Here is a 20,841-nt window from a genome sequence, read left to right on the forward strand (position 1 = left end):
TTTGAGAGATTCCCCCATGTTTGCACGCTTTTCGCTCCTCGCCGTGCTGGCCGTCCTGGCCAGCGGCTGCGCCAACACTTCGCCGGTACTGGGCGGTAAAAACATCAGCTATGGCGACACGAAGGCCGTGGAACTGGTGACCAACGAGTTCGGCTCCACTGACCTGCAGATGATCGCCGAAACCATGACCCGCTCCCTGGCCCAGTCCGGCATCCTCCAGGGCCGCCCGGTGGTCCAGGTGTATGAGGTGAAGAACAAGACCAGCGAGTACATCGATACCCGCGAGATCACCACCTCGATCAAGACCCAACTGATGAAGACCGGCACCGCCCGCTTCGCCAGCGACAACACCGACATGCAAAGCCAGGTCGACCAGCTGAAGTTGCAGAACCAGAGCGGCCTGTACAAGAAGTCGACCGTCAGCAAGACCGGCAACATGGTCGCCGCCAAGTACCGCCTTGAAGGCTCCATCAGTTCCATCGTCAAGCGCAGCTCGGACTACAAGGACGTGTTCTACAAATTCAGCCTGCAACTGGTCGACGTCGAAAGCGGCCTGGCCGAATGGATGGACGAAAAAGAAATCCGCAAGACCACGGAGCGCTGAACAATGCGTGCATGGATCGGCATGATCGGCCTGCTGTGCGCCTTTGGCGCCTCGGCCGCACCGAAGATCGCAGTGACCGACCTGGCCTACGAGGCCCGGGTGGAGGAGTACATCCACCAGGTCGCGGCCAGCAACAACTTCCAGGCCAACGCCTACAACGCCAGCGGCGGGTCGAGCTACAGCGAATACGAGAGCCGTACCAGCTACATCGAGCAAACCGAGCTGCGCAAGTTCAGCGGCGACATCAAGGGTGAAATCCTCAAGTCGCGGCAGTTCCAACTGGTGCAGGGCACGCCTTACACCGCTGACGCCAAGGGCGATGTGTATGACGTGATCAAGCGGATCAAGGCCGGTAATTTCAAGGGTGCGGACTACGTGCTGTTCGGCACCTTGTCGGACATCGACTTTACCCAGGACGTGAATGCGCTGGACCACACCAACAGTTATTCCGCGGTGTTGGGCCTGACGCTGGTGGCGGATTTCAGCCTGATCAACACCCGCACCTTTGAAATCACCTCGGCGTTTACCGCCATGGGCGAAGGCCAGGACACCAAGCTTGTGAACAACCGCGATGTGCGCGTGAGCCTGAACCGGCCTCGCGTGGTGCGGGAAGTGTCGAAGGCGCTGGGCGAGGATGTTGCGCGGCAATTGGCCGAGCAACTTGGCGGGGGTTATCAGGACCGCCCGGGGCAGCCTGCGTTGCGCAATAACCTGCCACGGGATGAAGCGCCGAAGATCCTGCGCTGATCACCAAACGCACGGGCAACACAAAACAAATGTGGGAGCTGGCTTGCCTGCGATGCAGACGCCTCGGTGTATCAGTTACACCAGGGTGATGCTATCGCAGGCAAGCCAGCTCCCACATTTTTGATCCGGTTCCGTCAGTTACGCCGTTGCGCGATGCAAGCTGGCCAGGAACCCCGCCGCCCCAACGAACAAGCCAGCAAACGTGCGGTTCATGCGCTTCTGCTGCTTCGGTGTGCGCAACAGGCGCAACACTTTCGAGGCCAGCCCGGTGTAGCCGGCCATCACGATCATGTCCACGCAGATCATTGTCGCGCCCAGGATCAGGTATTGGTTCAGCAGCGGGGCCTGTGGGTTCACGAACTGCGGCAGTACCGCCAGCATGAAGACCAACGCCTTGGGGTTGCTGGCGTTGACCAGGAACCCGCGGAACATCATCGCCATCGGCTTGCCGATCGGGCGAATCGCCGCGTCATCGCTAAGGTCGGTAGGCAGTGCGCGCCATTGCTTGATCGCCAGGTACACCAGGTACGCCACGCCAAACCATTTGATCGCGTAGAACGCCGTGGAGGATGCCGCGAGAATCGCGCCCAGGCCGCCGGCGACAACAGCGATTTGCATTGCCAGGCCCAGTTGCAAGCCCAAGGCATTCCAGTAGCCGCGCAAGAACCCGTATTGCAGGCCGCTGGACATCGACGCAATGGCGCCAGCGCCAGGAGAGAGACTGATGATCCAACTGGCCAGGAAAAAGGCCAGCCATGTGTCGAGCGCCATTCCACACCTCAGAGCTTAGTTTGCTGAATGTTTCTAAACTAACGCTGCCGGCCGAGAAATGGCTACAAAAATTTTAGGCTGCGCCTTTGTGGTGAGGGAGCTTGCTGTGGCGAGGGAGCTTGCTCCCGCTGGAGTGCGTAGCGCTCCCGGCTTTTTTGGGCCTGCTATGCAGCCCAGCGGGAGCAAGCTCCCTCGCCACAGGTTAAGGCAGCACGTCACTGCCGCGCCAACGGCGCACCGAGCGCTGGAAGAACAGGCTGTTGGGCACTTGCACCATAACGCTGCCCGTGCCGGCCTCTTCCACTTCGATCAGCGTGGTGTAGAGCAGGTTGATCGCCACCACCCGGCCTTTGACCCCGGGTTTGTCGACGGTGTCCACCAGCTCGACCACATCGCCAAGGCGGAACGGCCCCACGGTGAAGATCAGGATCGCGCACAGCAAGTTCGACAACACCGACCACATGGCAAAAAACGCCACCGCCGCCACCGCCACAAAGCCCGACAGCGCCGTCCACAGCACCGTGGCGGACACGCCCAGGCGCTCCAGCACGAATATCAGCGCACTGCCCATGATCAGCCAGCGCAGGCCGCCGCGCAGCGGCATCAGCAACTGCGGCGGGAACGGGTAACGTTCCCCCAGGCGGTTCAGGCATTTGGCGACGAAACGCTGGGCGAAGTAGCCGGCCAGCAGGATCAGCAGAATTTGTACGGCGACCCAGATCGGCGCGATCCATTGCGCTGGCAGCGGCAGTTGCAACGCTTCCATCAGGACAGCGCCTCCAGCTCCGCTTGCAAGGATTCCAGCAGTTCGAGGGCTTCCATCCAGGTCTCCTCCAACTGGGCTTCACGCACCTTGAGCTTGGCCTGTTCGGCCAACAGGTCGCGCAATTCATCCTTGCGGGCCGGCTCGTACACGGCGCTGTCGCCAAGGCTGGTTTCGATCTTCGCCAGCTTCTCGTGGATCTTGCCCAGTTCGGCTTCCAGCTTGTCGGCTTCACGCTTGTGCGGGGCCAGTTGCTGACGCAATGCCGCCGCGGCCTGGCGCTGGGCCTTCTTGTCGGTCTTGTCCGGGTTGACCGGCGTGTTGCTGACCGGCGCGTTGCGCAGGCGGTAGTCAGACAGCCAACGGGCGTAGTCTTCCAGGTCGCCGTCGAACTCCTCGACCTTGCCGTCAGCCACCAGCAGGAAGTTATCGGTGGTGCTCTTGAGCAAGTGGCGATCGTGAGACACCACCAACACCGCACCGCTGAATTCCTGCAGGGCCATGGTCAGCGCCAGGCGCATTTCCAGGTCGAGGTGGTTGGTCGGTTCGTCGAGCAGCAACAGGTTGGGCCGGTCCCAGGCGATCAACGCCAGGGCCAGGCGGGCCTTTTCGCCACCGGAGAAATTCAGCACCGGCTCGTCGATGCGCGCACCACGGAAGTCGAAACCACCGAGGAAGTCGCGCAGGGTCTGCTCGCGTTCGGTCGGTGCCAGGCGTTGCAGGTGCAGCAACGGGCTGGCCTTGGCGTCGAGGGAGTCCAACTGGTGCTGGGCGAAGTAGCCCACCACCAGGTTCTCACCGCGCACCAGGCGACCGGCCAGGGGCTGCAGTTCGCCCGAAAGGTTCTTGATCAGTGTCGACTTGCCCGCGCCGTTGGGGCCAAGCAAGCCGATCCGCGCGCCGGGGGTGAGCTGCAACTTGACCTTCTGGAGGATGGTCTTGTCGCCATAACCCAGGCGGGCATCGGACAGGTCCAGCAGCGGGCTGGAGATTTTCACCGACTCGCGAAACACAAAGTCGAACGGTGAGTCGACGTGGGCCGCCGACAGTTCTTCCATGCGCTCCAGGGCCTTGATCCGGCTTTGGGCCTGACGGGCCTTGGTGGCCTGGGCCTTGAACCGGGCGATGTAGCTTTCCATGTGCGCGCGTTGCGCCTGTTGCTTCTCGTAGGCCTGCTGTTGCTGGGCCAGGCGTTCGGCACGGGCGCGCTCGAAGGCGCTGTAGCCACCGCGGTACAGGGTGATTTTCTTCTGGTCGACGTGGGCAATGTTGTCCACTACGGCATCGAGGAAATCCCGGTCGTGGGAAATCAGCAGCAGGGTGCCCGGGTAGGCCTTCAGGAAGTCTTCCAGCCACAGGATCGCATCGAGGTCCAAGTGGTTGGTCGGTTCATCGAGCAGCAACAGGTCAGAGGGGCACATCAGCGCCTGCGCCAGGTTAAGGCGCATGCGCCAGCCGCCGGAGAAGTCGGCAACCGGGCGATCCATCTGTTCGTTGGTAAAGCCAAGGCCGGCGAGCATCTTGCGGGCGCGGGCATCGGCGGTGTAGCCGTCGGCGCTGTCCAGTTCCGAGTGCAGGCGGGCCTGTGCGGCACCGTCCTGGGCGTTCTCGGCCTCGGCGAGGTCGTGTTGCACCTGGCGCAGGCGCAGGTCGCCATCGAGCACGTAGTCGATCGCAATGCGGTCGAGGGTGTCGATCTCCTGGCGCATATGGGCGATGCGCCAGTCGGCCGGCAGCAGGCAATCCCCGGAGTCAGGCGTCAGCTCACCCAGCAACAGGGCAAACAACGTGGATTTGCCGGCGCCGTTGGCACCGATCAGGCCGGCTTTGTGACCGGCGTGCAGGGTCAGCTCGGCGTCTTCAAGAAGACGTTGCGGGCCACGCTGTAATGTTAGGCTTTGAAGTCGGATCATAATGGCGGCGGAGTCTACCAGCTTCGTTGCCCGCTGGCTTGGGTGTGAATATGTGCGCTGACCTGTGGAGCTTTGCCCTCTCGACCTACGCCCGCCCAGGCGCCGAGGACGCGTGCCTGCGCTTGCAGGCGCAAGGGGCTGATGTGTGCCTGTTGTTGTGCGGGCTGTGGCTGGAGCAGCGCGGTGTGGCGCCGCAGCCGTCGCGTGTGCAGGCACTGCAAGACGCCTGCGGCCCGTGGCAGGCCGACGTGGTTGAACCGCTGCGCAAAATCCGCATGCAATGGCGGGCTACGGCGCAACACGATGCTGAACTGGGAGCGTTACGGGAAAGGGTCAAGGCGCTGGAGCTGGAAGCCGAACGGCTGTTGTTATCGCGCCTGGAAGACGTGGCGCAGGGTTGGCCGATGGCCGAGGTGAACAATCAAGCATGGCTTGAAGGACTGGCGACCGGAGCCGCCAACCTTGACCACGACGCGCTGCATCAACTGCGCGCCGCAGTCACCGGCACTTAGGAAGCGCTGGTTGGGGTGACGCTTGGTGCTGCCGGTGCAGCCGTGCTGCTGGCCGGTGCGGTTGGCGCTGCGGTGCTGGCAGCCGGTGCGGCTGGGGTCGCAGGCTTTGCAGCTGAAGTAGCTGGCTTGGCCGGTGCAGGCTTGGCGGCTGGTTTGGTAGCGGCCGGTTTTGCGGCAGCAGGTTTAGCGGCTGGCTTGGCAACTGGTTTCGCAGCAGCTGGTTTAGCGGCTGGCTTGGCAGCTGGTTTTGCAGCAGCTGGTTTTGCAGCAGCTGGCTTGGCAGCTGGTTTTGCAGCAGCAGTTTTAGCGGCTGGCTTGGCAGCTGGTTTTGCAGCAGCAGTTTTAGTAGCTGGCTTGACGGCTGGTTTTGCAGCAGCTGGTTTAGCGGCTGGCTTGGCAGCTGGTTTTGCAGCAGCAGTTTTAGCGGCTGGCTTGGCGGCCGGTTTTGCAGCAGCAGTTTTAGCGGCTGGCTTGGCGACCGGTTTTGCAGCAGTAGTTTTAGCAGCTGGCTTGGCGACCGGTTTTGCAGCAGCAGTTTTAGCAGCTGGCTTGGCGGCCGGTTTTGCAGCAGCAGTTTTAGCAGCTGGCTTGGCGGCTGGTTTTGCAGCAGCAGTTTTAGCGGCTGGCTTGGCAGCTGGTTTTGCAGCAGCGGTTTTAGCCGCTGGTTTGGCAGCGCTGGCAGCTACTTTTTTTGCAGCAGGTTTGGCAGCCGGTTTAGCCGGTGCTTTTGCCGCAGGCTTGGCCGCAGCTTTTGCAGGTGCCTTGGCAGCGACTGCTTTGCTGGCTGGCTTTTTCGCCGCGCTGGCTGCAACGGCTTTAGCCGGTGCACGGGTGCTCAGTGCTTTGCCTACAGCTTCCTTCACACGGCCAATGCCCTGAGCCAGTTTCAGGCTCTCGGAAGCATCACGCTTGAGTTGGGAAATATAGGTGCGGGTTTCGGATTGACGATCCTTGAGGGCATCGAGCAAGTCCTCAAGTTCTTTAACGGCGTCCTTGGCCTTGGCTTGTGCCTTGGCTTTGCCAGCGGTCGCTGCGCCTTGCAGTTTGGTACGGGACTTGTGCAGTTTTTCCTGAGCTTTGCCGCGTTGCTTTTCAAGCTTGGCGAGCAACTTCTCAGCATCAGCCAAGGCTTGTGAACAGGCGCTTTCCAAATGTTCGAGCAGGCTGCCCGAAAGTTGTTGGAGCAAATGCAACGGGGTATTTACAGGCTTCTGTTTGGCCGACATGGTTTACCTCCTGGCTGACGTGGGTGCGGCTCATACTAGCCCTCTGCTCTTACCGCCGCTAGGGCATGTTGACAGTATCGATTGGCTTGCGTTGCACCACACGAAAATTCTTATCGATATAACGAAAAACCTCGCCACTTTTTAAGCATTCACACTGGCATAATCCATCGCACTTTCGGCTGGAGAACGCCCATGTCGCGTTACGTTTTTTTAGTGTTGAGCGTGGTGCTGTCAGTGGCCAATGCGAGCGAGAAGTCCCCCTCCAAAGATGACCACGACCTGGCCTACAGCCTGGGCGCGAGCCTGGGTGAACGCCTGCGCCAGGAGATGCCTGCCCTGCAGATCGAGGCACTGATCGACGGCCTCAAACAGGCCTACCAAGGCAAGCCACTGGCCCTGGACGACACGCGCATCGAACAGGTCCTTGCCCAGCACGAGGCGCAGAACGCACCAGACAATCGAGCACCACAAAGTGAAAAGGCGCTCGCGGCCGAGCAACAATTTTTAGCCACCGAGAAATCCAAAAGTGGGGTGCGCGAATTGGCAGACGGAATCTTGTTGACCGAGCTGGCCCCCGGTAGCGGGAAAAAGCCTGCGGCCGATGATCGCGTACAAGTGAATTACGTTGGGCAGCTACCCGACGGGACGGTCTTCGACAAGAGCACACAGCCCCAGTGGTTTCGCCTGGACAGCGTGATCAGTGGCTGGCGAAGCGCGTTGCAACAGATGCCGGTAGGCGCAAAATGGCGACTGGTGATTCCATCCAACCAAGCCTATGGCGCTGATGGCGCCGGCGAGTTGATCCCGCCTTACACGCCACTGGTATTTGAGATCGAATTGCTCGGCGCGGGCGCCTGAACCCAAACGAAAAACGGTGCGCAATGCGCACCGTTTTTGTATGTTGCGGCGAGTCAGGCTTTAGCCGTCAACTCTTCCTTGTGGGCATTGTGCAGCACTTCGATCAGGCAGTCTTCCAGCTCGAACCGCTCATGCAGCAAGCCACCCAACTCTTTGAATTTTTCTGCAACACACTTGCCGGCATCACACAGGTCGTTGAAGGCCAGCAGCTTCTCGGTGATGACGTCGATGCGTGGGTAAATCGTCTCGGCCAAGTCCAGGCCACGCTGATCGTCGAAGGCCTCGGCCTCCTTGGTCAACTGCTCGTAGACACCAAAGTGCCCCGCCGAAACGTAATCAACCAATACGCCACAGAACTCCTGCAACGGCTTGCGGTTCTCCCCTAATGCTTCGGGCTTTGCACCGAGAGCATCAAAGGCCCGAACCAGTTCGTGACGCGCCTTCAACCAACCATCGATCAGTTTATGCACCCCACCCCAGCGTTCCTGAGCATTCTGACAACTTTCCAGCATGATGATCTCTCTTCCCTATAGGGGTGCCGCCTGCTGCCCGCGCAACACTTCAAGGTTAAAGCGGCAACCGGGCAAAGGTGCATCGAACAGTCTGTTTCAATAACGCGTGCGGGCCAGATTATGCCCGCACGACTATGGCATCAAGTTACGCAGGAGAGAAAGTTCATACAAGTGTTTAATCCCTTCCTACAACCTGCGGGCACCTGTCAGTGCCGTGCAAGGCCAAAACGCTGGCTTAACAGCAACCTCGAGAACTGCGCTATGCCAAGGATCAGCATGGCCACGAAGAACAGCAGGCTCCACTCGGGAATACTCAAGTCGAACAGCGTCCAGTTGATTTCGACGCAGTCGACGGAGCCCTTGAAGATCAGCGCCAACGCCTCCCGCAACGACAGGCTCTCGATCATGGGCTGAAGGCCGGGCCAACAAGCGGGCAACTGTTCCGGCGGCGTATTTTGCAGCAGCACCTGACGTATTGCCGTAGTGGCGCCGAGCACCGCACAGGCCATGCTCGCCAGCCAATACAAGTAGATCCCGGACCGCCTGGGCCCATGAATCGCCGCCACCAGATTGATCAGGGTGAAGGCAGCCACAAGAATTCGTTGCACCTGGCACAGGAAGCAAGGACGCAAAACTGCGGCGTATTCCAGGTAAAAGGACGCGCCCAGCGTCAGCGCACCGGCCAAAAACGCCAGGAGGAACAGGGAGCGTGAGGGGGCCAAAGACATTGTTTATCCGCAACGCAAGAGATAGGTAGTTACGGTAGAGGAAAGGCCTTACCCCTTTCAATACGCGCCGGAGCAGACGATTCCGCGAGAACGTAGGGATATCCCATCAGAAGATGAGCGATTAAACGCGCGTCTGCGTAGGAGTTTACTACAAGCCGTATTAACTACAGCTATCGGGCGACGTTGGAGGGTTGGCCGGCAGACATTTCTCAGCCAACCCCGGTGCTGCATCCTACGTCAAACCCGGGCCGGTACCGGCAGCGGTGAGGCCAACAATCGCTTGTCGAGCAGGCCCAGGCCTTCCTGGAACAACTGGTTGCTGCGCTCGGTGTCGCCCAGCTGCGCGAGCAGGCGCGCCAGCTCGGCGCATGCTTCGGGGTTGCGTTGCACCTGCAAGCTGCTTTCCAGGTAGTCCCGCGCCTTGCCCCACAAGCTGTTTTGCAGGCACAGGCGGCCAAGTGTCAGCAACAGGCTGGCATCGCCCGGATGGTCCTTGAGCCAGCCTTCGGCAAACTTCAACTGCTTCGCAGGGTCGCTGCCTCGCAGCAAACCGTAGAGCCTGATCAAGTGGCTGTCGTACTCGCGCTTGAGCGCCGTGCGCAGCACCTCTTCGGCCTTGGCATCCGCGCCCAATTGACGCAGTTGCTCGGCGTAAGCCAGTACCAATTGCGGCTCCTGGCGCTGCGCCGAGGTCAATTGTTGCCACGCCCGCTCAAGGGATTGCTGGCCCGCTTCGCCTTGCTCTTCACGCTGGGCGGCCAGGGTCAGGTTCTCGCCCCAGGCGCGACGCTCCAGGTCGGCCAGCTCCGCAGGCGGCAGTACCTTGTCCTTGCGCAGTTCCGGCAGCAGCCGGATCACCGAAGACCAATCACCGCGTTGCTGATACAGGCGCTGTAGTTGGCGCAGCACCTGGACGTTATGGGGATGGCGCTCATGCATGGCTTGCAACGTAACCAGGGCACCGTCCGTGTCGCCACGGTCCATCTGCAACTGCGCATGACTCAAGGCCACCGCCAGCTCGGCCTGGGGCTGACGCTCAAGCGCGCGCTCCAGCAGGCTGTCCGCCTCCTCGTAACGCCCCTGCTCATTGGCCGCGCGGGCCGCGCCGAGGTAGTACAGCAATGGTTGGCGCTCTGCTTCGGCAGCCCGGTGCAGATGACGCTCGGCACTGGCCCAGCGCCCTTCGGCGAGGTCCATCTGACCTTGCTCGATGGCGACCTGAACCCGCCGGCTGCGATTGCGCCGCGACCACGGGTTGACCACCCCACCCGAGGTCAGCACCAGGCCCAAGAGCGCCCTGACCAGGTAGATCACCAGGCCAATGGCAAACAACGCCACCAGCGTCGACCACAGCCCGGACTCGTAATGCAGCACATGGGGATAGGTAATCAGTACGTAACCGGTGTGTTTCGAAATGCCCACAGCCAGTGCCAAGGCGATCGCAATCGCCAGCACCAGGATCACATAGAAACGCTTCATCGGCTTTACTCCTGGGTCGCCGGTTTGCCAGCGGAAGCCTTGGCTTCCTCGGCAGACAGGTGGCGACGGTCAAGGTAAGCCTGCACGGCGGCCAGACTCGCGGCCAGGTCCGGCGTCACCACCGAGACGGCCTTGGGCTCAAGCTCGGCAATACGGGCCAGCATGTTTTTGCTTTGCGGGTTGTCTTGATTGAAGTTGTCCTGCAACACGCTGCGAGCCTCGCCCAGCGACCGGGCGTACACTGCCGGCTCACCGTTGAGCGCCGCCCATTGCGCTTGCTCCAGCGCCAGGCTCAGGGCCAGGCGCACCTGGTTCAAACCTTGCCCTGCCAGCAACGGACGAATGTTGTCATCCGGGTTGAAGTCGATACGGAAGTACCGCGAGATCTGTTCCCACCACTGACTCCAGCGGTTATCCGTATCAGTAGTCGGACGGCCCTCGCTGGCGGCTTCCGGGAGTTGGTATTCCGGGGCGATGGCTGCCAGTTGCACAACCTGATCGCGCAGTGCGGCCAGCTGCAGGTACAACCCGGTACGATCCGGTTGTTCCACACTGCGCAACGCGGCGAGGCTCTTGGCCAATTGCTCACGGGCGGCGTAGGAGCCCGGGTCACTCTGTTCGCGAAGGATTTCGTCAGCGCCCTGGACCAGCGCTTGAGCGCTGTTGATGTCCTGCAAGGCAGAAAGACGCAGGCTGGCCAGGCGGATCAGGTGTTCGGCTTCGGCCAGGCGCCAGTCCTGGCGGCTGGCACCCAGCACGGTTTCCAGGCGTTGGCTCAAGCGCTGTTGGTCGCCCTGCAATTGCGCCACCAGACGACGGCGCTCTTCCAGCTCCTCAGCGCCCGGCAGTTGCCCCAGGCGTGCCGACAGCTGCTGCTGGCTCTGCTTGAGGCTCTGGGATTGGTCGTCCAGGGTTTGCACCTGGCCCAGCTGTTGCTGGCTGCTCGCCTGCAGTGCGCGGACCTGCCAGATCCCCCAGCCACCGGCGGCAACGCCGGCGGCGCCGAGCAACAAGGCGACGATGGCCAGGCCGTTGCCACGGCGCGGGGCGGTGGTAACCGGTGTCTCAACAGGCGCATCAAGCGCGGGTTGAGCTTCATCTTTAGGCAAGGCTGTTTCGCTCACGTATCCATCCTTTGCGTATTAGAGAGTGGGAACGGAAAAGCTCCGTAACGCCACTAACAAAGCCGCGGCACTCGCGCCACGACAATCCACAACTTTTTGCGCGCCAGCAGCACGCGCCATCTCGGCGACTCGCGGGCTGGGCACGAACAACGGCAGCTGTGCCACCTGGGGCCAATCTATGCCGGCCAGGGCTTGCAGGTGTAAAAAACCCTGCCCACTGCTGACCACCACGCCGTTCAAGCGTTCCACGTTTATGCGTTGGGTCAGGGTTGCACCGTCGTAGTCCGGCAGGAAACGGCGATACAACTCCAGATAGTCGACACTAGCACCTTGCTCGCGTAAACGCTCAGTCAGCAGCTCGCGCCCGCCCTCGCCCCGCAGGATCAGCACCCGTGCACCAGGCCGCGCGATAGCCTTGCGCAAGGTCGCCAGCTGTAGCAAGGCTTCACTGTCGTCGCCGTCCTGGGGATAACTGACGCCGAGGCCGTAGTCGGCCAATACCTGCGCCGTAGCGGCGCCCACACTGAACCAGGGCAAGTCTGGTGGTTGTGGCCAGTGTTGAGCCAATAACTGCAAGCCCAGGCGCGCCGCTGGTTTGCTCACCACAATCACTGCGCAATAGCGATCGAGCTCGCGAAAAGCTGCTTGCTGTTCCGGCGTGACGGGCAGCGCTTCGATCTCCAGCAGCGGCAGGCTGCTGCCGAAAAACCCTTCTTCGGATAACGTCGCCGCCAGGGCTGCCGACTCCTTGGCAGGCCGCGTCAGCAGCACACGCCATTGCGTCACTGCGGGCCGGCCTCGCCGTACACCGCTTGCAGAATGGCTCCGGCGCCTTTTTCCAGCAGCGCCTCGGCAACCTGGATACCCAGGCTGTTGGCCTCGCTTTGCGGCCCGCGAATCTCGGCGGTGAGCAGCAAACCACCACTCGGGTCGCCCACCAGCCCACGCAGCCAGAGGTTCTCGCCTTCAAGCACGGCATAGCAGGCGATTGGCACCTGGCAGCCACCGTTGAGGTGCTTGTTCAGGGCGCGTTCGGCGGTGACGCGAATTTCGGTTTCGTGGTGATCCAGGGGTTTGAGCAGTGCGTGAATTTCGCTGTCGGCGGTGCGGCATTCGATGCCCACAGCGCCCTGCCCGCCCGCCGGCAAGCTGTCTTCGACGCTGATGGCCGAGGTAATGCGGTCTTCAAAACCCAGGCGGATCAGGCCGGCTGCCGCGAGAATAATCGCGTCATACTCACCGGCGTCCAGCTTGGCCAGGCGGGTGTTGACGTTGCCTCGCAAGAAGCGGATTTGCAGGTCTGGGCGGCGGGTCAGCAACTGCGACTGGCGACGCAGGCTGGAGGTACCGACGACGCTGCCCAGCGGCAGTTCATCCAGTGACGCGTAGGTATTGGACACGAAGGCGTCGCGCGGGTCTTCGCGCTCGCAGATGCAAAACAGGCCCAGGCCTTCAGGGAAGTCCATGGGCACGTCTTTCATCGAATGCACGGCGATGTCGGCTTCGTGCTCCAGCAGCGCGGTTTCCAGTTCCTTGACGAACAGGCCCTTGCCGCCGATTTTCGACAGTGGCGAATCAAGCAGCTTGTCGCCGCGACTGACCATGGGCACCAGGGACACCGTGAGGCCGGGATGGGCCTGTTCAAGACGTGCTTTGACGTACTCGGCCTGCCATAAGGCCAGGGCGCTTTTACGGGTGGCGATGCGGATTTCGCGAGAGGACATGGATCAATCCGTACTGAATAGATACGGCAGATAATAACAGCTCAGGCAAATGCGCTTTGATTTGAATCAGCAAGTGCGGGGCCTCCCTGGCCGCGTCGCACCGGGATATGGGCGGTGAAGCGCGCGTCAGCCCTCGGGCTAAAGCTGCTGCATCATCTTGCGCACACCAGCGACGTGGCGCCGGCTGACAATCAAGGCGTCGCCGTTGAGGCCCTTCAGGAACAACTGAAAGTGCCCAAGCGGCGTGCGCTGCAGGCGCTCGATGCGCTCGCGTGCCACCAGTGCATTGCGGTGGATACGCACAAAGCGGTCGCCAAATTCGTCTTCCAACGCCTTGAGCGGCTCATCGAGCAGCACCTCACCGGCCTCGTGACGCAAGGTCACGTACTTGTGATCGGCAATGAAATACACCACCTGGTCCAGGGGAATCAGTTCGATGCCCTTGCGGGTGCGGGCGCTGATATGGCTGCGCGGCCCGCTGCCGCCCTGGGCTGCGGGCTGGGTCAAGGCAGCCAGTTGGACGCGATTGGGACGCTCGGCCTTTTTCAAGGCACGAAGCAATGCATCGGCATTGATCGGCTTGACCAGGAAACTGGCACCGCTGGCATCCAGGGCCTCGGAAGAGAACTCGTCCTGAGAGGCGCACAGCACCACCGAAGGCGGCGACTCTCGCTCGCTCAGGCGGGCGGCCACCTGCAAGCCATCAAGGCCCGGCATGCGGATATCGAGTAACACGACGTCCGGCTTGAGGCTGTCAATAAGGGCCAAGGCTTCCTCGCCACTGGTGGCGCTCGGCTCAAGGACGTTGTAACCCTCGAGTTCACTGACCAAACGGCTCAGTCGCTCGCGGGCTTGGGGTTCGTCATCAACGATCAGGACATTCATATTGCGCTGGATTCCTGCGTGAGTCTCGCACAAGGATAGCGTAGACAGGTGCGGTGACTTCCGTCACGGCGATCCACGCTAAGACTAGCGCGAGCGGCAAAAAGTGCCCCGAGAGTGGCACCAATATTTACCCGGACCTGTTCAATCGCGCCCAAAGTCTGCTGCCTTCGGGCATCGTCGTAGGGTTTGCTGATACACAATACGAACACCCCCTTTCTAAATGGATAGCCAGGCGTTCGACCTCATCGTCTGGCATTGGTGCACTGCACCTTCCCTATCAGTGCAACTGTAGACGCTCGCAGCGACGATATTGCTCAATCGTCAAATATCGTTTCAATAAACATCACATTCAGTTCCGCCTCCAGTCTCGTCCTGCGCGAGGTCGGCGGCAAGGCACTTAGCCATCTTGGAAACAAATAAAAATGCCGCGCCCAGGCATCGTCGCCTCCGGGGGCAACCCTGTTATTATCGGCGCCACACTTTCATGCCCTCTTTCCAGCAGATCACGAGCGAATCCATGAGCACCGACAAGACCAACCAGTCCTGGGGCGGCCGCTTCAGTGAACCCGTCGACGCCTTCGTCGCGCGCTTCACCGCCTCCGTCACTTTCGACCAGCGCCTCTACCGCCACGACATCATGGGCTCGATCGCCCATGCCACGATGCTGGCCAAGGTCGGTGTGCTGACCGACGCCGAACGCGACAGCATCATCGACGGCCTCACCACCATCCGTGGCGAGATCGAAGCCGGCACTTTTGACTGGCGCGTCGACCTGGAAGACGTGCACATGAACATCGAGGCTCGCCTCACCGACCGCATCGGCGTGACCGGCAAGAAACTGCACACCGGGCGCAGCCGTAACGATCAGGTGGCCACCGATATACGCCTGTGGCTGCGGGACGAGATCGACCTGATCCTGGCAGAGATCACCCGCCTGCAAAAAGGCCTGCTGGAGCAGGCAGAGCGTGAGTCCGGCACTATCATGCCCGGCTTCACCCACCTGCAAACCGCACAGCCTGTGACGTTTGGTCACCACCTGTTGGCCTGGTTCGAAATGCTCAGTCGCGACTACGAGCGCCTGGTCGACTGCCGCAAGCGCGCCAACCGCATGCCTCTGGGCAGCGCCGCACTGGCCGGCACCACCTACCCGATCGACCGCGAATACACCGCGCAACTGCTGGGCTTCGACGCCGTGGGCGGCAACTCGCTGGACGGCGTGTCGGACCGTGATTTCGCCATCGAATTCTGCGCCGCGGCCAGCATTGCGATGATGCACTTGTCGCGCTTCTCCGAAGAGCTGGTGCTGTGGACCAGTGCGCAATTCCAGTTCATCGACCTGCCAGACCGCTTCTGCACCGGCAGCTCGATCATGCCGCAAAAGAAAAACCCCGACGTGCCGGAACTGGTGCGCGGCAAAAGCGGCCGTGTCTTCGGCGCGCTGATGGGCCTGTTGACCCTGATGAAGGGCCAGCCGCTGGCCTACAACAAGGACAACCAGGAAGACAAGGAACCGCTGTTCGACGCCGCCGACACCTTGCGCGACTCGCTGCGGGCCTTTGCCGACATGATCCCGGCGATCAAGCCCAAGCACGCCATCATGCGTGAAGCGGCCCTGCGCGGCTTCTCCACCGCCACCGACCTGGCGGACTACCTCGTTCGCCGTGGCCTGCCGTTCCGCGACTGCCACGAAATCGTTGGGCATGCCGTGAAATATGGTGTGGAGAGTGGCAAAGACCTGGCAGAAATGAGCCTGGAAGAACTGCGCAAATTCAGCGACCAGATCGAACAGGACGTGTTTGCGGTACTGACCCTCGAAGGGTCGGTGAATGCCCGTGACCATATCGGCGGGACTGCACCGGCGCAGGTGAAGGCTGCCGTGGTTCGCGGCCAGGCGTTGCTCGCAAGCCGCTAAAAGCGTCGCAGGCAAGCCAGCTCCCACAGTAGATCGAGTTCTTCAGAACAACTCGGTCACCTGTGGGAGCCGGGCTTGCCCGCGATGGCGCCCTCACAGACGCCAGCTATCTACTTCTTCGCCGCAACCATCGCCATAAACGCCGGCATCGCCGCCTCCTTGTCCGCCGCTACCCGCTGGGCATTCGGCAGCGCCTGCAAGCGCGCCAGCAAATCCTTGGCCTTCGGCATCTCAGCCAACAGATCCAGCCCGAACAGCTTCCCGGCCACTGCACACGCCAGGTCCACGCTGTACACAAAATACAAATCCGCAATCGTGAAGCTGTCCCCCGCCACATACGGCGCGAACTTCCCGTGCCGCCCCAACGAGCCAATCCCCAGCAACAACTCAGCCCTGGACTTCTCCTTGATCGCCTCCGGCACCGGCATGCCAAAAAACGCCTCGGCAAAACACGCGCGGGCCGGCAGTTCGATATACAGCTCGATTTCCCTGCACAACGCCAGCACCTGGGCCCGCTGAAACGCATCGCTTGGCAACAGCGACCGCCCGCCCTGGGTCTGTTCGATGTATTCGAGGATCACGCTGGTTTCGTTGATGAAGCCTTGCTCGACGCCCAGCACCGGCACCTTGCCTCGCGGACTTACTGCCAGCGCCTCAGGGGTCTGGCCCGCATAGAAAGGCACCTCTTCGAAGGGCAGCCCTTTCTCCAGCAGCGCCAGTTTGACCATGTTGTAGTAGTTGCTGACCGAAAATCCATAAAGCTTGAGCATCACAAAGCCTCCAGGCCGTGTACGGGGTTGGCAGCAGTGGTTATAGATCGGGATGCCGCGCCTGACCAGCAGCATCACCCGAGTGAATGGGGGTAGACTGGCGCCCTTTCCTCCAGGAGCCTGCCATGAGCGAGCCAACCGATATCGACAACGACGAAGAAGAGTTCGCCGAGACCACCCTGATTGAAGCGATCGAAAACCAGCTCGAAAGCGACAACCCGCCCGCCGCCAAAGCCACGTTCAACAAGCTGACCCTGGTGGGCTACGAGCGCGAAGATATCCTGCAAATGATGGCCCACGTACTCGCCATCGAAATCGACGCCCTGCTCGAAGAAGACCGCGCCTTCAATACCGAATGGTATGAAACTGCCTTGCGCGCCCTGCCTGACCTGCCGCCAGAGAAGCAATAGCACCGGCCTTTGTAGGAGCGAGCTTGCTCGCGAAAAACGCCATTACACCGCGCGTATTCAGGATGCCAGCGTTATCGTTAACGCCCTTCGCGGGCAAGCTCGCTCCTACACACTGGACAGCTCGCCAAAGTGCGTTCACCTTATGGCTGCTAACGTCTAAAAATTCCTAGAAAGTCTGGAGTCCTTATGTCGTATACCCCTGAGTTGGTTGCCGAACTGGAAATCCTTGCACTCTTCAACCTGGGCAGCTCCCAGGAAGGTCTGAAAGTTCATCAGACTGCCGCTCCCACTGCCATTGCCGCTGTCCGGCGCCTGTTTGATAAAGACCTGATCGACCAGCCAGACGGTGGTTACCTCACCAGCCTTGGCCGGGATGCTGCTGAACACGCACAAAGCCTGCTGACTATTCTGACAACCAGCAAAGAAGCCGCCTGACACCTCGTATCGCCCACGGAGTCCTCTTTTCATGGATTCCGCGGGCATTCCTGTGCCCGCGATAAAATTCTGACGCCAAAAACAAAATCCCTCTAAACCTCCTACGCTACTGGCTGTAAACTCCCACACGGCCGCCCACGTCGGGCCCTGCGAGCCACCGAGTTCGACATGACCCGCACCCACGAAATCCGCCCCGACCTGGACGAAGGCATCGACCGCAAGGTGCTGGCCCAGCTGCGCGCGCGGTTTCTGGCACTGAACGACGGGCGCATGGCCCGAGCCATTGAAGGGCTGACGCCACGCCAGCAAAGCGTACTGACGCTGCTGCCGCTGTTTTTCCACGTCAATCACCCGCTGCTGCCGGGCTATGTGTCGGGCAGCACGCCGGCCGGCCTGTCGAACTTTGAGCCCGACGCCCAAGCCTTGGCCGAGGCCCAGCGCCTGACCCGCACGTTTTCCTACAAGCCCCGTCACGGCAACCCGCCGCGACCGATTCACGGGCTGTACCTGATGGGCAGCCTGGGCACGCTGGCCCAGGCCGATCAAAGCGATATGGACGTGTGGGTCTGCCACGCTGCCGACCTCAGCGAGAACGAACTGGCCGAGTTGCGCAAGAAATGCCAGCTGCTGGAAACCTGGGCCCTGAGCATGGGCGCCGAGGCGCACTTCTTCCTGATCGAGCCGACGCGGTTTATCCAGGGCGAGCGCGACACGCAACTGAGCTCCGAAGACTGCGGGACCAGCCAGCATTACCTGCTACTGGACGAGTTCTATCGCACCGCGATCTGGCTGGCCGGGCGCACACCGATCTGGTGGCTGGTGCCGGTGTACGAAGAAACGCGCTACGCCGAATTCACCCATGCGCTGATCTCCAAGCGCTTTATCCGCGCCGACGAGACCCTCGACCTGGGCCACCTGGCGCACATTCCGCCGGGCGAATTTATCGGCGCCGGCCTGTGGCAGCTGTTCAAGGGCATCGAATCGCCCTACAAATCGGTACTCAAACTCCTGCTGACCGAGGTGTACGCCAGCGAGCACCCGAAGGTGCAGTGCCTGAGCCTGCGCTTCAAGCGCGCGGTGTTTGCCAACCAGATGGACCTGGACGAGCTCGACCCGTACATCGTGGTCTACCGCCGCATCGAGGAATACCTCAAAACCCGCAACGAGCCCGAGCGCCTGGAACTAGTCCGGCGCAGCCTGTACCTGAAGGTCAACCGCAAGCTCAGTGCCGGCCAGCGCTCATCCGGCTGGCAACGTTTGCTGCTGGAGCGCCTGGCCAATGAGTGGGGTTGGGATCAGCGCCAACTGGCCTTGCTGGATAGCCGCAGCCAATGGAAGGTCCGGCAAGTGGCCTCCGAGCGCCGCGCACTGGTCAACGAGCTTAACTACAGCTATCGCTTCCTGACCCAGTTTGCGCGTACCGAACAGACCGTCAGCCTGATCAACAAACGCGACCTCAATGTGCTTGGCCGCCGCCTGTATGCCGCGTTCGAGCGTAAGGCCGGCAAGGTCGAGTTCATCAACCCCGGCATCGCCCCGGACTTGGCCGAAGACACCCTGACCCTGGTGCAGTCGCCCAACCGCAAAGAGCCGGGCCAGCACCATTGGGGCCTCTACAACGGCAGCCTGACTGCCCTGGAATGGGAGCACTTTGCGCCGATCAAGCGCAGCCGCGACCTGCTGGAAATGCTCACCTGGTGTCACCGCAACGGCGTGATCGACAGCAGCACCCGCCTGGCTTTGCATCCTGGCACCAGTGACATGACCGAATTCGAGCTGTTCAACCTGCTGGGCAGCCTGCAACAGACCGTCGTCCTGCCCTTGGCCAGCGTGGATGAGGAACGCCTGCTGCGCTCGGCGGTGCCCGAGGAAGTGCTGTTGCTGATCAACGTCGGCGTCGACCCGCTCAAGCACCACCGCGACCTGAACATCCTGATGACCACCGAGCGCACCGACTCCCTGAGTTACGCGGGCGTGCGGGAAAACCTGGTGCTGACCCTGGACCAGGTCACCGTCAACAGCTGGAACGAGGTGATGGTCAGCCGCTACGACGGCCTCCACGCGTTGCTCGACTGCCTGCGCGACTACCTCAATCAATTGCCGGCCAATCACTTGCCGCGGTTGCGCGTGCGTTGCTTCTGCCACAACCGCGCGCAATTCATTGCCCAGCGCGTGGAAGAGATCTTCGACACCGCGCAAAACCTGCTGCTGGGCCAGGAAAACCACCGCTACCTGGTGCAGGTGCAACAGCACTATCACGTGATGGAACTGACGCCCGGCCAGGCCAACCACGTGTCACTGGCAACCCAGGACGCGCTGATCACCTACCTCAGCGAAGAACTGGCCAGCTACAGCCCGTTGCACCTGGACACCATGGCCCTGGAAGACCACGACCTGGCGCTGTTGCTGCCCATGGGCCTGCCCGACTGCGTGCAAGTGTTCTACCGGATCAACGAGGGGATTGCCGAGCTGTACGTGCTGGATGAATTCAACGCGCTGTGGCAGCAGCGCTTGCCGTTTCACGACGAGCAAAGCCTGTTGGTGCCATTGCAGCGCTTCTTGCAGTCGATCATTTATCGCCGCGACGCGCTGCTGCCGCTGGACCCGCAGCAGCCGCTTGGCGCGGTGCAAATCCTGTATTACCAGCTGTTGCCGTCGGGCAGTGGCCGCGCGCGCCGGGCCGAACCACGCCCGGCGCCGCAAACCCCGGCCAACAAGCCGTTCTACGACGTGCAGGCGATTATCGGCAAGGCCGCACCGGGCCAGGTGGGCATCACCTTGTACTGCAATCAACGGGAGTTTTCCGAGCTGGAATTTGGCGACCAACTGTTTGCGGTGGTCGCCCATGAAATCGTCGGGCAACGCCGGGAGGCCGAACGTTACCGCTGCTACATCACCGATCTGGACCTGTCTGGCCTGCTCGGTGATGTTCAAAGCCCGAGCAATCTGTACCTGCGCTACAAGGCTGATCTGGAACTGGCGCTCAACGAGGCGCTGGGCCAGGTTTAGAGGGGAAAGGCGCCACCGTCTTTCGGCTGGTCTTTGACGCCCAGCAGTTCAAGCTTGAGGGTCTTGCCACCCGGTGCTGGCCAATCGATGTGCTGGCCGACTTGCAGGCCCAGCAACGCACTGCCCACCGGCGCCAGGATCGAGATTTTGCCCTCGTCGGCGTTCGCATCCTTGGGGTAGACCAGGGTCAGGTGATAGTCCTTGCCACTGCCTTGTTCACGGCAATGCACGCTGGAGTTCATGGTCACGACCGTTGCAGGCACTTCATCGTGGCCAACCACTTCTTCGGCGCGGTCGAGTTCGTGTTGCAGGGCCTCAACGCCCGGCGACGACTCGCCTACACGGTCGATCAGTTGCTCAAGACGCTGCACGTCAAGACGGGTGAGGATGATGGAAGGTGCGGTCATGATTCAGGCAGACTCCTTTTTTCTGCACAAAAAAGCAAAACCCCGCCAGGAA

The 20,841-nt window shown here is 61.4% G+C and carries 21 protein-coding genes; 8 read left to right on the plus strand and 13 right to left on the minus strand.

Annotation, left to right across the window (positions count from 1 at the left end; genetic code table 11):
* The first annotated feature begins 16 nt into the window (after nucleotides 1–16).
* On the plus strand, nucleotides 17–604 hold the full coding sequence (gene lpoB, locus RGV33_RS31295) for a penicillin-binding protein activator LpoB (protein ID WP_322148290.1): 588 nt from the start codon (nucleotides 17–19) through the stop codon (nucleotides 602–604).
* 3 nt (nucleotides 605–607) lie between these two features.
* Nucleotides 608–1,351 (plus strand): penicillin-binding protein activator LpoB, encoded by a 744-nt coding sequence (locus tag RGV33_RS31300; protein WP_322148291.1) that lies wholly within the window; start codon nucleotides 608–610, stop codon nucleotides 1,349–1,351.
* 138 nt (nucleotides 1,352–1,489) lie between these two features.
* On the opposite strand, the gene RGV33_RS31305 is transcribed toward RGV33_RS31300, so the two are convergent.
* The 3 genes from RGV33_RS31305 to RGV33_RS31315 form a co-directional block, all read right to left on the minus strand.
* A complete protein-coding gene (locus tag RGV33_RS31305; protein WP_003208844.1) occupies nucleotides 1,490–2,122 on the minus strand; it encodes a LysE family transporter in 633 nt (210 codons plus the stop codon).
* Nucleotides 2,123–2,324: 202 nt separating this feature from the next.
* A complete protein-coding gene (locus tag RGV33_RS31310) occupies nucleotides 2,325–2,888 on the minus strand; it encodes a mechanosensitive ion channel family protein (RefSeq protein ID WP_003208843.1) in 564 nt (187 codons plus the stop codon).
* The gene (locus tag RGV33_RS31315; protein ID WP_322148294.1) at nucleotides 2,888–4,798 is read right to left on the minus strand and encodes an ATP-binding cassette domain-containing protein; all 1,911 of its coding nucleotides are present in this window, start codon (nucleotides 4,796–4,798) and stop codon (nucleotides 2,888–2,890) included. Before RGV33_RS31315 ends, RGV33_RS31310 begins: the two co-directional genes overlap by 1 nt.
* A gap of 50 nt (nucleotides 4,799–4,848) precedes the next feature.
* On the opposite strand from RGV33_RS31315, the gene RGV33_RS31320 reads away from it, so the two are divergent.
* Complete coding sequence (locus RGV33_RS31320) at nucleotides 4,849–5,310, plus strand: TIGR02444 family protein (protein ID WP_322148296.1); 462 nt, start codon at nucleotides 4,849–4,851, stop codon at nucleotides 5,308–5,310.
* Here the strand turns inward: RGV33_RS31320 and RGV33_RS31325 are convergent.
* Nucleotides 5,307–6,536, minus strand: coding sequence for an AlgP family protein (locus tag RGV33_RS31325; RefSeq protein WP_322148297.1), 1,230 nt, complete (start codon nucleotides 6,534–6,536; stop codon nucleotides 5,307–5,309). The genes RGV33_RS31320 and RGV33_RS31325 overlap by 4 nt on opposite strands.
* A 192-nt stretch (nucleotides 6,537–6,728) precedes the next feature.
* Between RGV33_RS31325 and RGV33_RS31330 the strand changes: the two genes are divergently transcribed.
* Nucleotides 6,729–7,394 (plus strand): FKBP-type peptidyl-prolyl cis-trans isomerase, encoded by a 666-nt coding sequence (locus RGV33_RS31330; RefSeq protein WP_322148298.1) that lies wholly within the window; start codon nucleotides 6,729–6,731, stop codon nucleotides 7,392–7,394.
* 53 nt (nucleotides 7,395–7,447) lie between these two features.
* Here the strand turns inward: RGV33_RS31330 and rsd are convergent, their stop codons facing one another.
* From rsd to RGV33_RS31365, 7 genes are all read right to left on the minus strand, one after another.
* The gene (gene rsd, locus RGV33_RS31335) at nucleotides 7,448–7,906 is read right to left on the minus strand and encodes a sigma D regulator (RefSeq protein ID WP_169386855.1); all 459 of its coding nucleotides are present in this window, start codon (nucleotides 7,904–7,906) and stop codon (nucleotides 7,448–7,450) included.
* A gap of 206 nt (nucleotides 7,907–8,112) precedes the next feature.
* Entirely contained in the window at nucleotides 8,113–8,634 is a 522-nt protein-coding gene (locus tag RGV33_RS31340; RefSeq protein ID WP_322148299.1) for a disulfide bond formation protein B, read from the minus strand.
* A gap of 237 nt (nucleotides 8,635–8,871) precedes the next feature.
* Nucleotides 8,872–10,113 carry a heme biosynthesis protein HemY gene (locus RGV33_RS31345; protein ID WP_322148301.1) on the minus strand — a complete coding sequence of 414 codons (1,242 nt, stop codon included), beginning with the start codon at nucleotides 10,111–10,113 and terminating at the stop codon, nucleotides 8,872–8,874.
* A gap of 5 nt (nucleotides 10,114–10,118) precedes the next feature.
* Nucleotides 10,119–11,237: a uroporphyrinogen-III C-methyltransferase gene (locus RGV33_RS31350; RefSeq protein WP_322148302.1), complete on the minus strand. Its 1,119-nt coding sequence runs from the start codon at nucleotides 11,235–11,237 to the stop codon at nucleotides 10,119–10,121.
* A gap of 18 nt (nucleotides 11,238–11,255) precedes the next feature.
* Nucleotides 11,256–12,023, minus strand: coding sequence for a uroporphyrinogen-III synthase (locus tag RGV33_RS31355; protein ID WP_322148303.1), 768 nt, complete (start codon nucleotides 12,021–12,023; stop codon nucleotides 11,256–11,258).
* Nucleotides 12,020–12,961, minus strand: coding sequence for a hydroxymethylbilane synthase (gene hemC / locus RGV33_RS31360; protein ID WP_322148304.1), 942 nt, complete (start codon nucleotides 12,959–12,961; stop codon nucleotides 12,020–12,022). The genes RGV33_RS31355 and hemC overlap by 4 nt, the downstream gene beginning before the upstream one ends.
* A gap of 138 nt (nucleotides 12,962–13,099) precedes the next feature.
* Complete coding sequence (locus tag RGV33_RS31365) at nucleotides 13,100–13,846, minus strand: LytTR family DNA-binding domain-containing protein (protein ID WP_322148306.1); 747 nt, start codon at nucleotides 13,844–13,846, stop codon at nucleotides 13,100–13,102.
* Between the two features lie 517 nt (nucleotides 13,847–14,363).
* Between RGV33_RS31365 and argH the strand changes: the two genes are divergently transcribed.
* On the plus strand, nucleotides 14,364–15,758 hold the full coding sequence (gene argH / locus RGV33_RS31370) for an argininosuccinate lyase (protein ID WP_322148307.1): 1,395 nt from the start codon (nucleotides 14,364–14,366) through the stop codon (nucleotides 15,756–15,758).
* 110 nt (nucleotides 15,759–15,868) lie between these two features.
* Here argH and RGV33_RS31375 read toward each other — a convergent pair whose 3' ends face one another.
* On the minus strand, nucleotides 15,869–16,528 hold the full coding sequence (locus RGV33_RS31375) for a glutathione S-transferase (RefSeq protein ID WP_322148308.1): 660 nt from the start codon (nucleotides 16,526–16,528) through the stop codon (nucleotides 15,869–15,871).
* 125 nt (nucleotides 16,529–16,653) lie between these two features.
* On the opposite strand from RGV33_RS31375, the gene RGV33_RS31380 reads away from it, so the two are divergent.
* The 3 genes from RGV33_RS31380 (at nucleotide 16,654) to RGV33_RS31390 (ending at nucleotide 20,382) form a co-directional block, all read left to right on the plus strand.
* Complete coding sequence (locus RGV33_RS31380; protein WP_322148309.1) at nucleotides 16,654–16,938, plus strand: hypothetical protein; 285 nt, start codon at nucleotides 16,654–16,656, stop codon at nucleotides 16,936–16,938.
* Nucleotides 16,939–17,124: 186 nt separating this feature from the next.
* Nucleotides 17,125–17,373 (plus strand): TIGR02647 family protein, encoded by a 249-nt coding sequence (locus tag RGV33_RS31385; protein WP_322148310.1) that lies wholly within the window; start codon nucleotides 17,125–17,127, stop codon nucleotides 17,371–17,373.
* A 168-nt stretch (nucleotides 17,374–17,541) separates the two neighbouring features.
* Nucleotides 17,542–20,382, plus strand: a complete 2,841-nt coding sequence (locus tag RGV33_RS31390; RefSeq protein ID WP_322148311.1) for a class I adenylate cyclase — start codon at nucleotides 17,542–17,544, stop codon at nucleotides 20,380–20,382.
* Here RGV33_RS31390 and rnk read toward each other — a convergent pair.
* Nucleotides 20,379–20,789 carry a nucleoside diphosphate kinase regulator gene (gene rnk / locus RGV33_RS31395; protein ID WP_322148312.1) on the minus strand — a complete coding sequence of 137 codons (411 nt, stop codon included), beginning with the start codon at nucleotides 20,787–20,789 and terminating at the stop codon, nucleotides 20,379–20,381. The genes RGV33_RS31390 and rnk overlap by 4 nt on opposite strands.
* Nucleotides 20,790–20,841: the final 52 nt, after the last annotated feature.

The organism is Pseudomonas sp. Bout1 (assembly GCF_034314165.1).
GTDB lineage: Bacteria > Pseudomonadota > Gammaproteobacteria > Pseudomonadales > Pseudomonadaceae > Aquipseudomonas.

Bases quoted from the DNA above. Each gene is read 5' to 3' on its own strand.
- lpoB (WP_322148290.1), top strand. From the start codon at position 17: ATGTTTGCACGCTTTTCGCTCCTCGCCGTGCTGGCCGTCCTGGCCAGC.
- RGV33_RS31300 (WP_322148291.1), top strand. From the start codon at position 608: ATGCGTGCATGGATCGGCATGATCGGCCTGCTGTGCGCCTTTGGCGCC.
- RGV33_RS31305 (WP_003208844.1), bottom strand. From the start codon at position 2,122: ATGGCGCTCGACACATGGCTGGCCTTTTTCCTGGCCAGTTGGATCATC.
- RGV33_RS31310 (WP_003208843.1), bottom strand. From the start codon at position 2,888: ATGGAAGCGTTGCAACTGCCGCTGCCAGCGCAATGGATCGCGCCGATC.
- RGV33_RS31315 (WP_322148294.1), bottom strand. From the start codon at position 4,798: ATGATCCGACTTCAAAGCCTAACATTACAGCGTGGCCCGCAACGTCTT.
- RGV33_RS31320 (WP_322148296.1), top strand. From the start codon at position 4,849: ATGTGCGCTGACCTGTGGAGCTTTGCCCTCTCGACCTACGCCCGCCCA.
- RGV33_RS31325 (WP_322148297.1), bottom strand. From the start codon at position 6,536: ATGTCGGCCAAACAGAAGCCTGTAAATACCCCGTTGCATTTGCTCCAA.
- RGV33_RS31330 (WP_322148298.1), top strand. From the start codon at position 6,729: ATGTCGCGTTACGTTTTTTTAGTGTTGAGCGTGGTGCTGTCAGTGGCC.
- rsd (WP_169386855.1), bottom strand. From the start codon at position 7,906: ATGCTGGAAAGTTGTCAGAATGCTCAGGAACGCTGGGGTGGGGTGCAT.
- RGV33_RS31340 (WP_322148299.1), bottom strand. From the start codon at position 8,634: ATGTCTTTGGCCCCCTCACGCTCCCTGTTCCTCCTGGCGTTTTTGGCC.
- RGV33_RS31345 (WP_322148301.1), bottom strand. From the start codon at position 10,113: ATGAAGCGTTTCTATGTGATCCTGGTGCTGGCGATTGCGATCGCCTTG.
- hemC (WP_322148304.1), bottom strand. From the start codon at position 12,961: ATGTCCTCTCGCGAAATCCGCATCGCCACCCGTAAAAGCGCCCTGGCC.
- RGV33_RS31365 (WP_322148306.1), bottom strand. From the start codon at position 13,846: ATGAATGTCCTGATCGTTGATGACGAACCCCAAGCCCGCGAGCGACTG.
- argH (WP_322148307.1), top strand. From the start codon at position 14,364: ATGAGCACCGACAAGACCAACCAGTCCTGGGGCGGCCGCTTCAGTGAA.
- RGV33_RS31375 (WP_322148308.1), bottom strand. From the start codon at position 16,528: ATGCTCAAGCTTTATGGATTTTCGGTCAGCAACTACTACAACATGGTC.
- RGV33_RS31380 (WP_322148309.1), top strand. From the start codon at position 16,654: ATGAGCGAGCCAACCGATATCGACAACGACGAAGAAGAGTTCGCCGAG.
- RGV33_RS31385 (WP_322148310.1), top strand. From the start codon at position 17,125: ATGTCGTATACCCCTGAGTTGGTTGCCGAACTGGAAATCCTTGCACTC.
- RGV33_RS31390 (WP_322148311.1), top strand. From the start codon at position 17,542: ATGACCCGCACCCACGAAATCCGCCCCGACCTGGACGAAGGCATCGAC.
- rnk (WP_322148312.1), bottom strand. From the start codon at position 20,789: ATGACCGCACCTTCCATCATCCTCACCCGTCTTGACGTGCAGCGTCTT.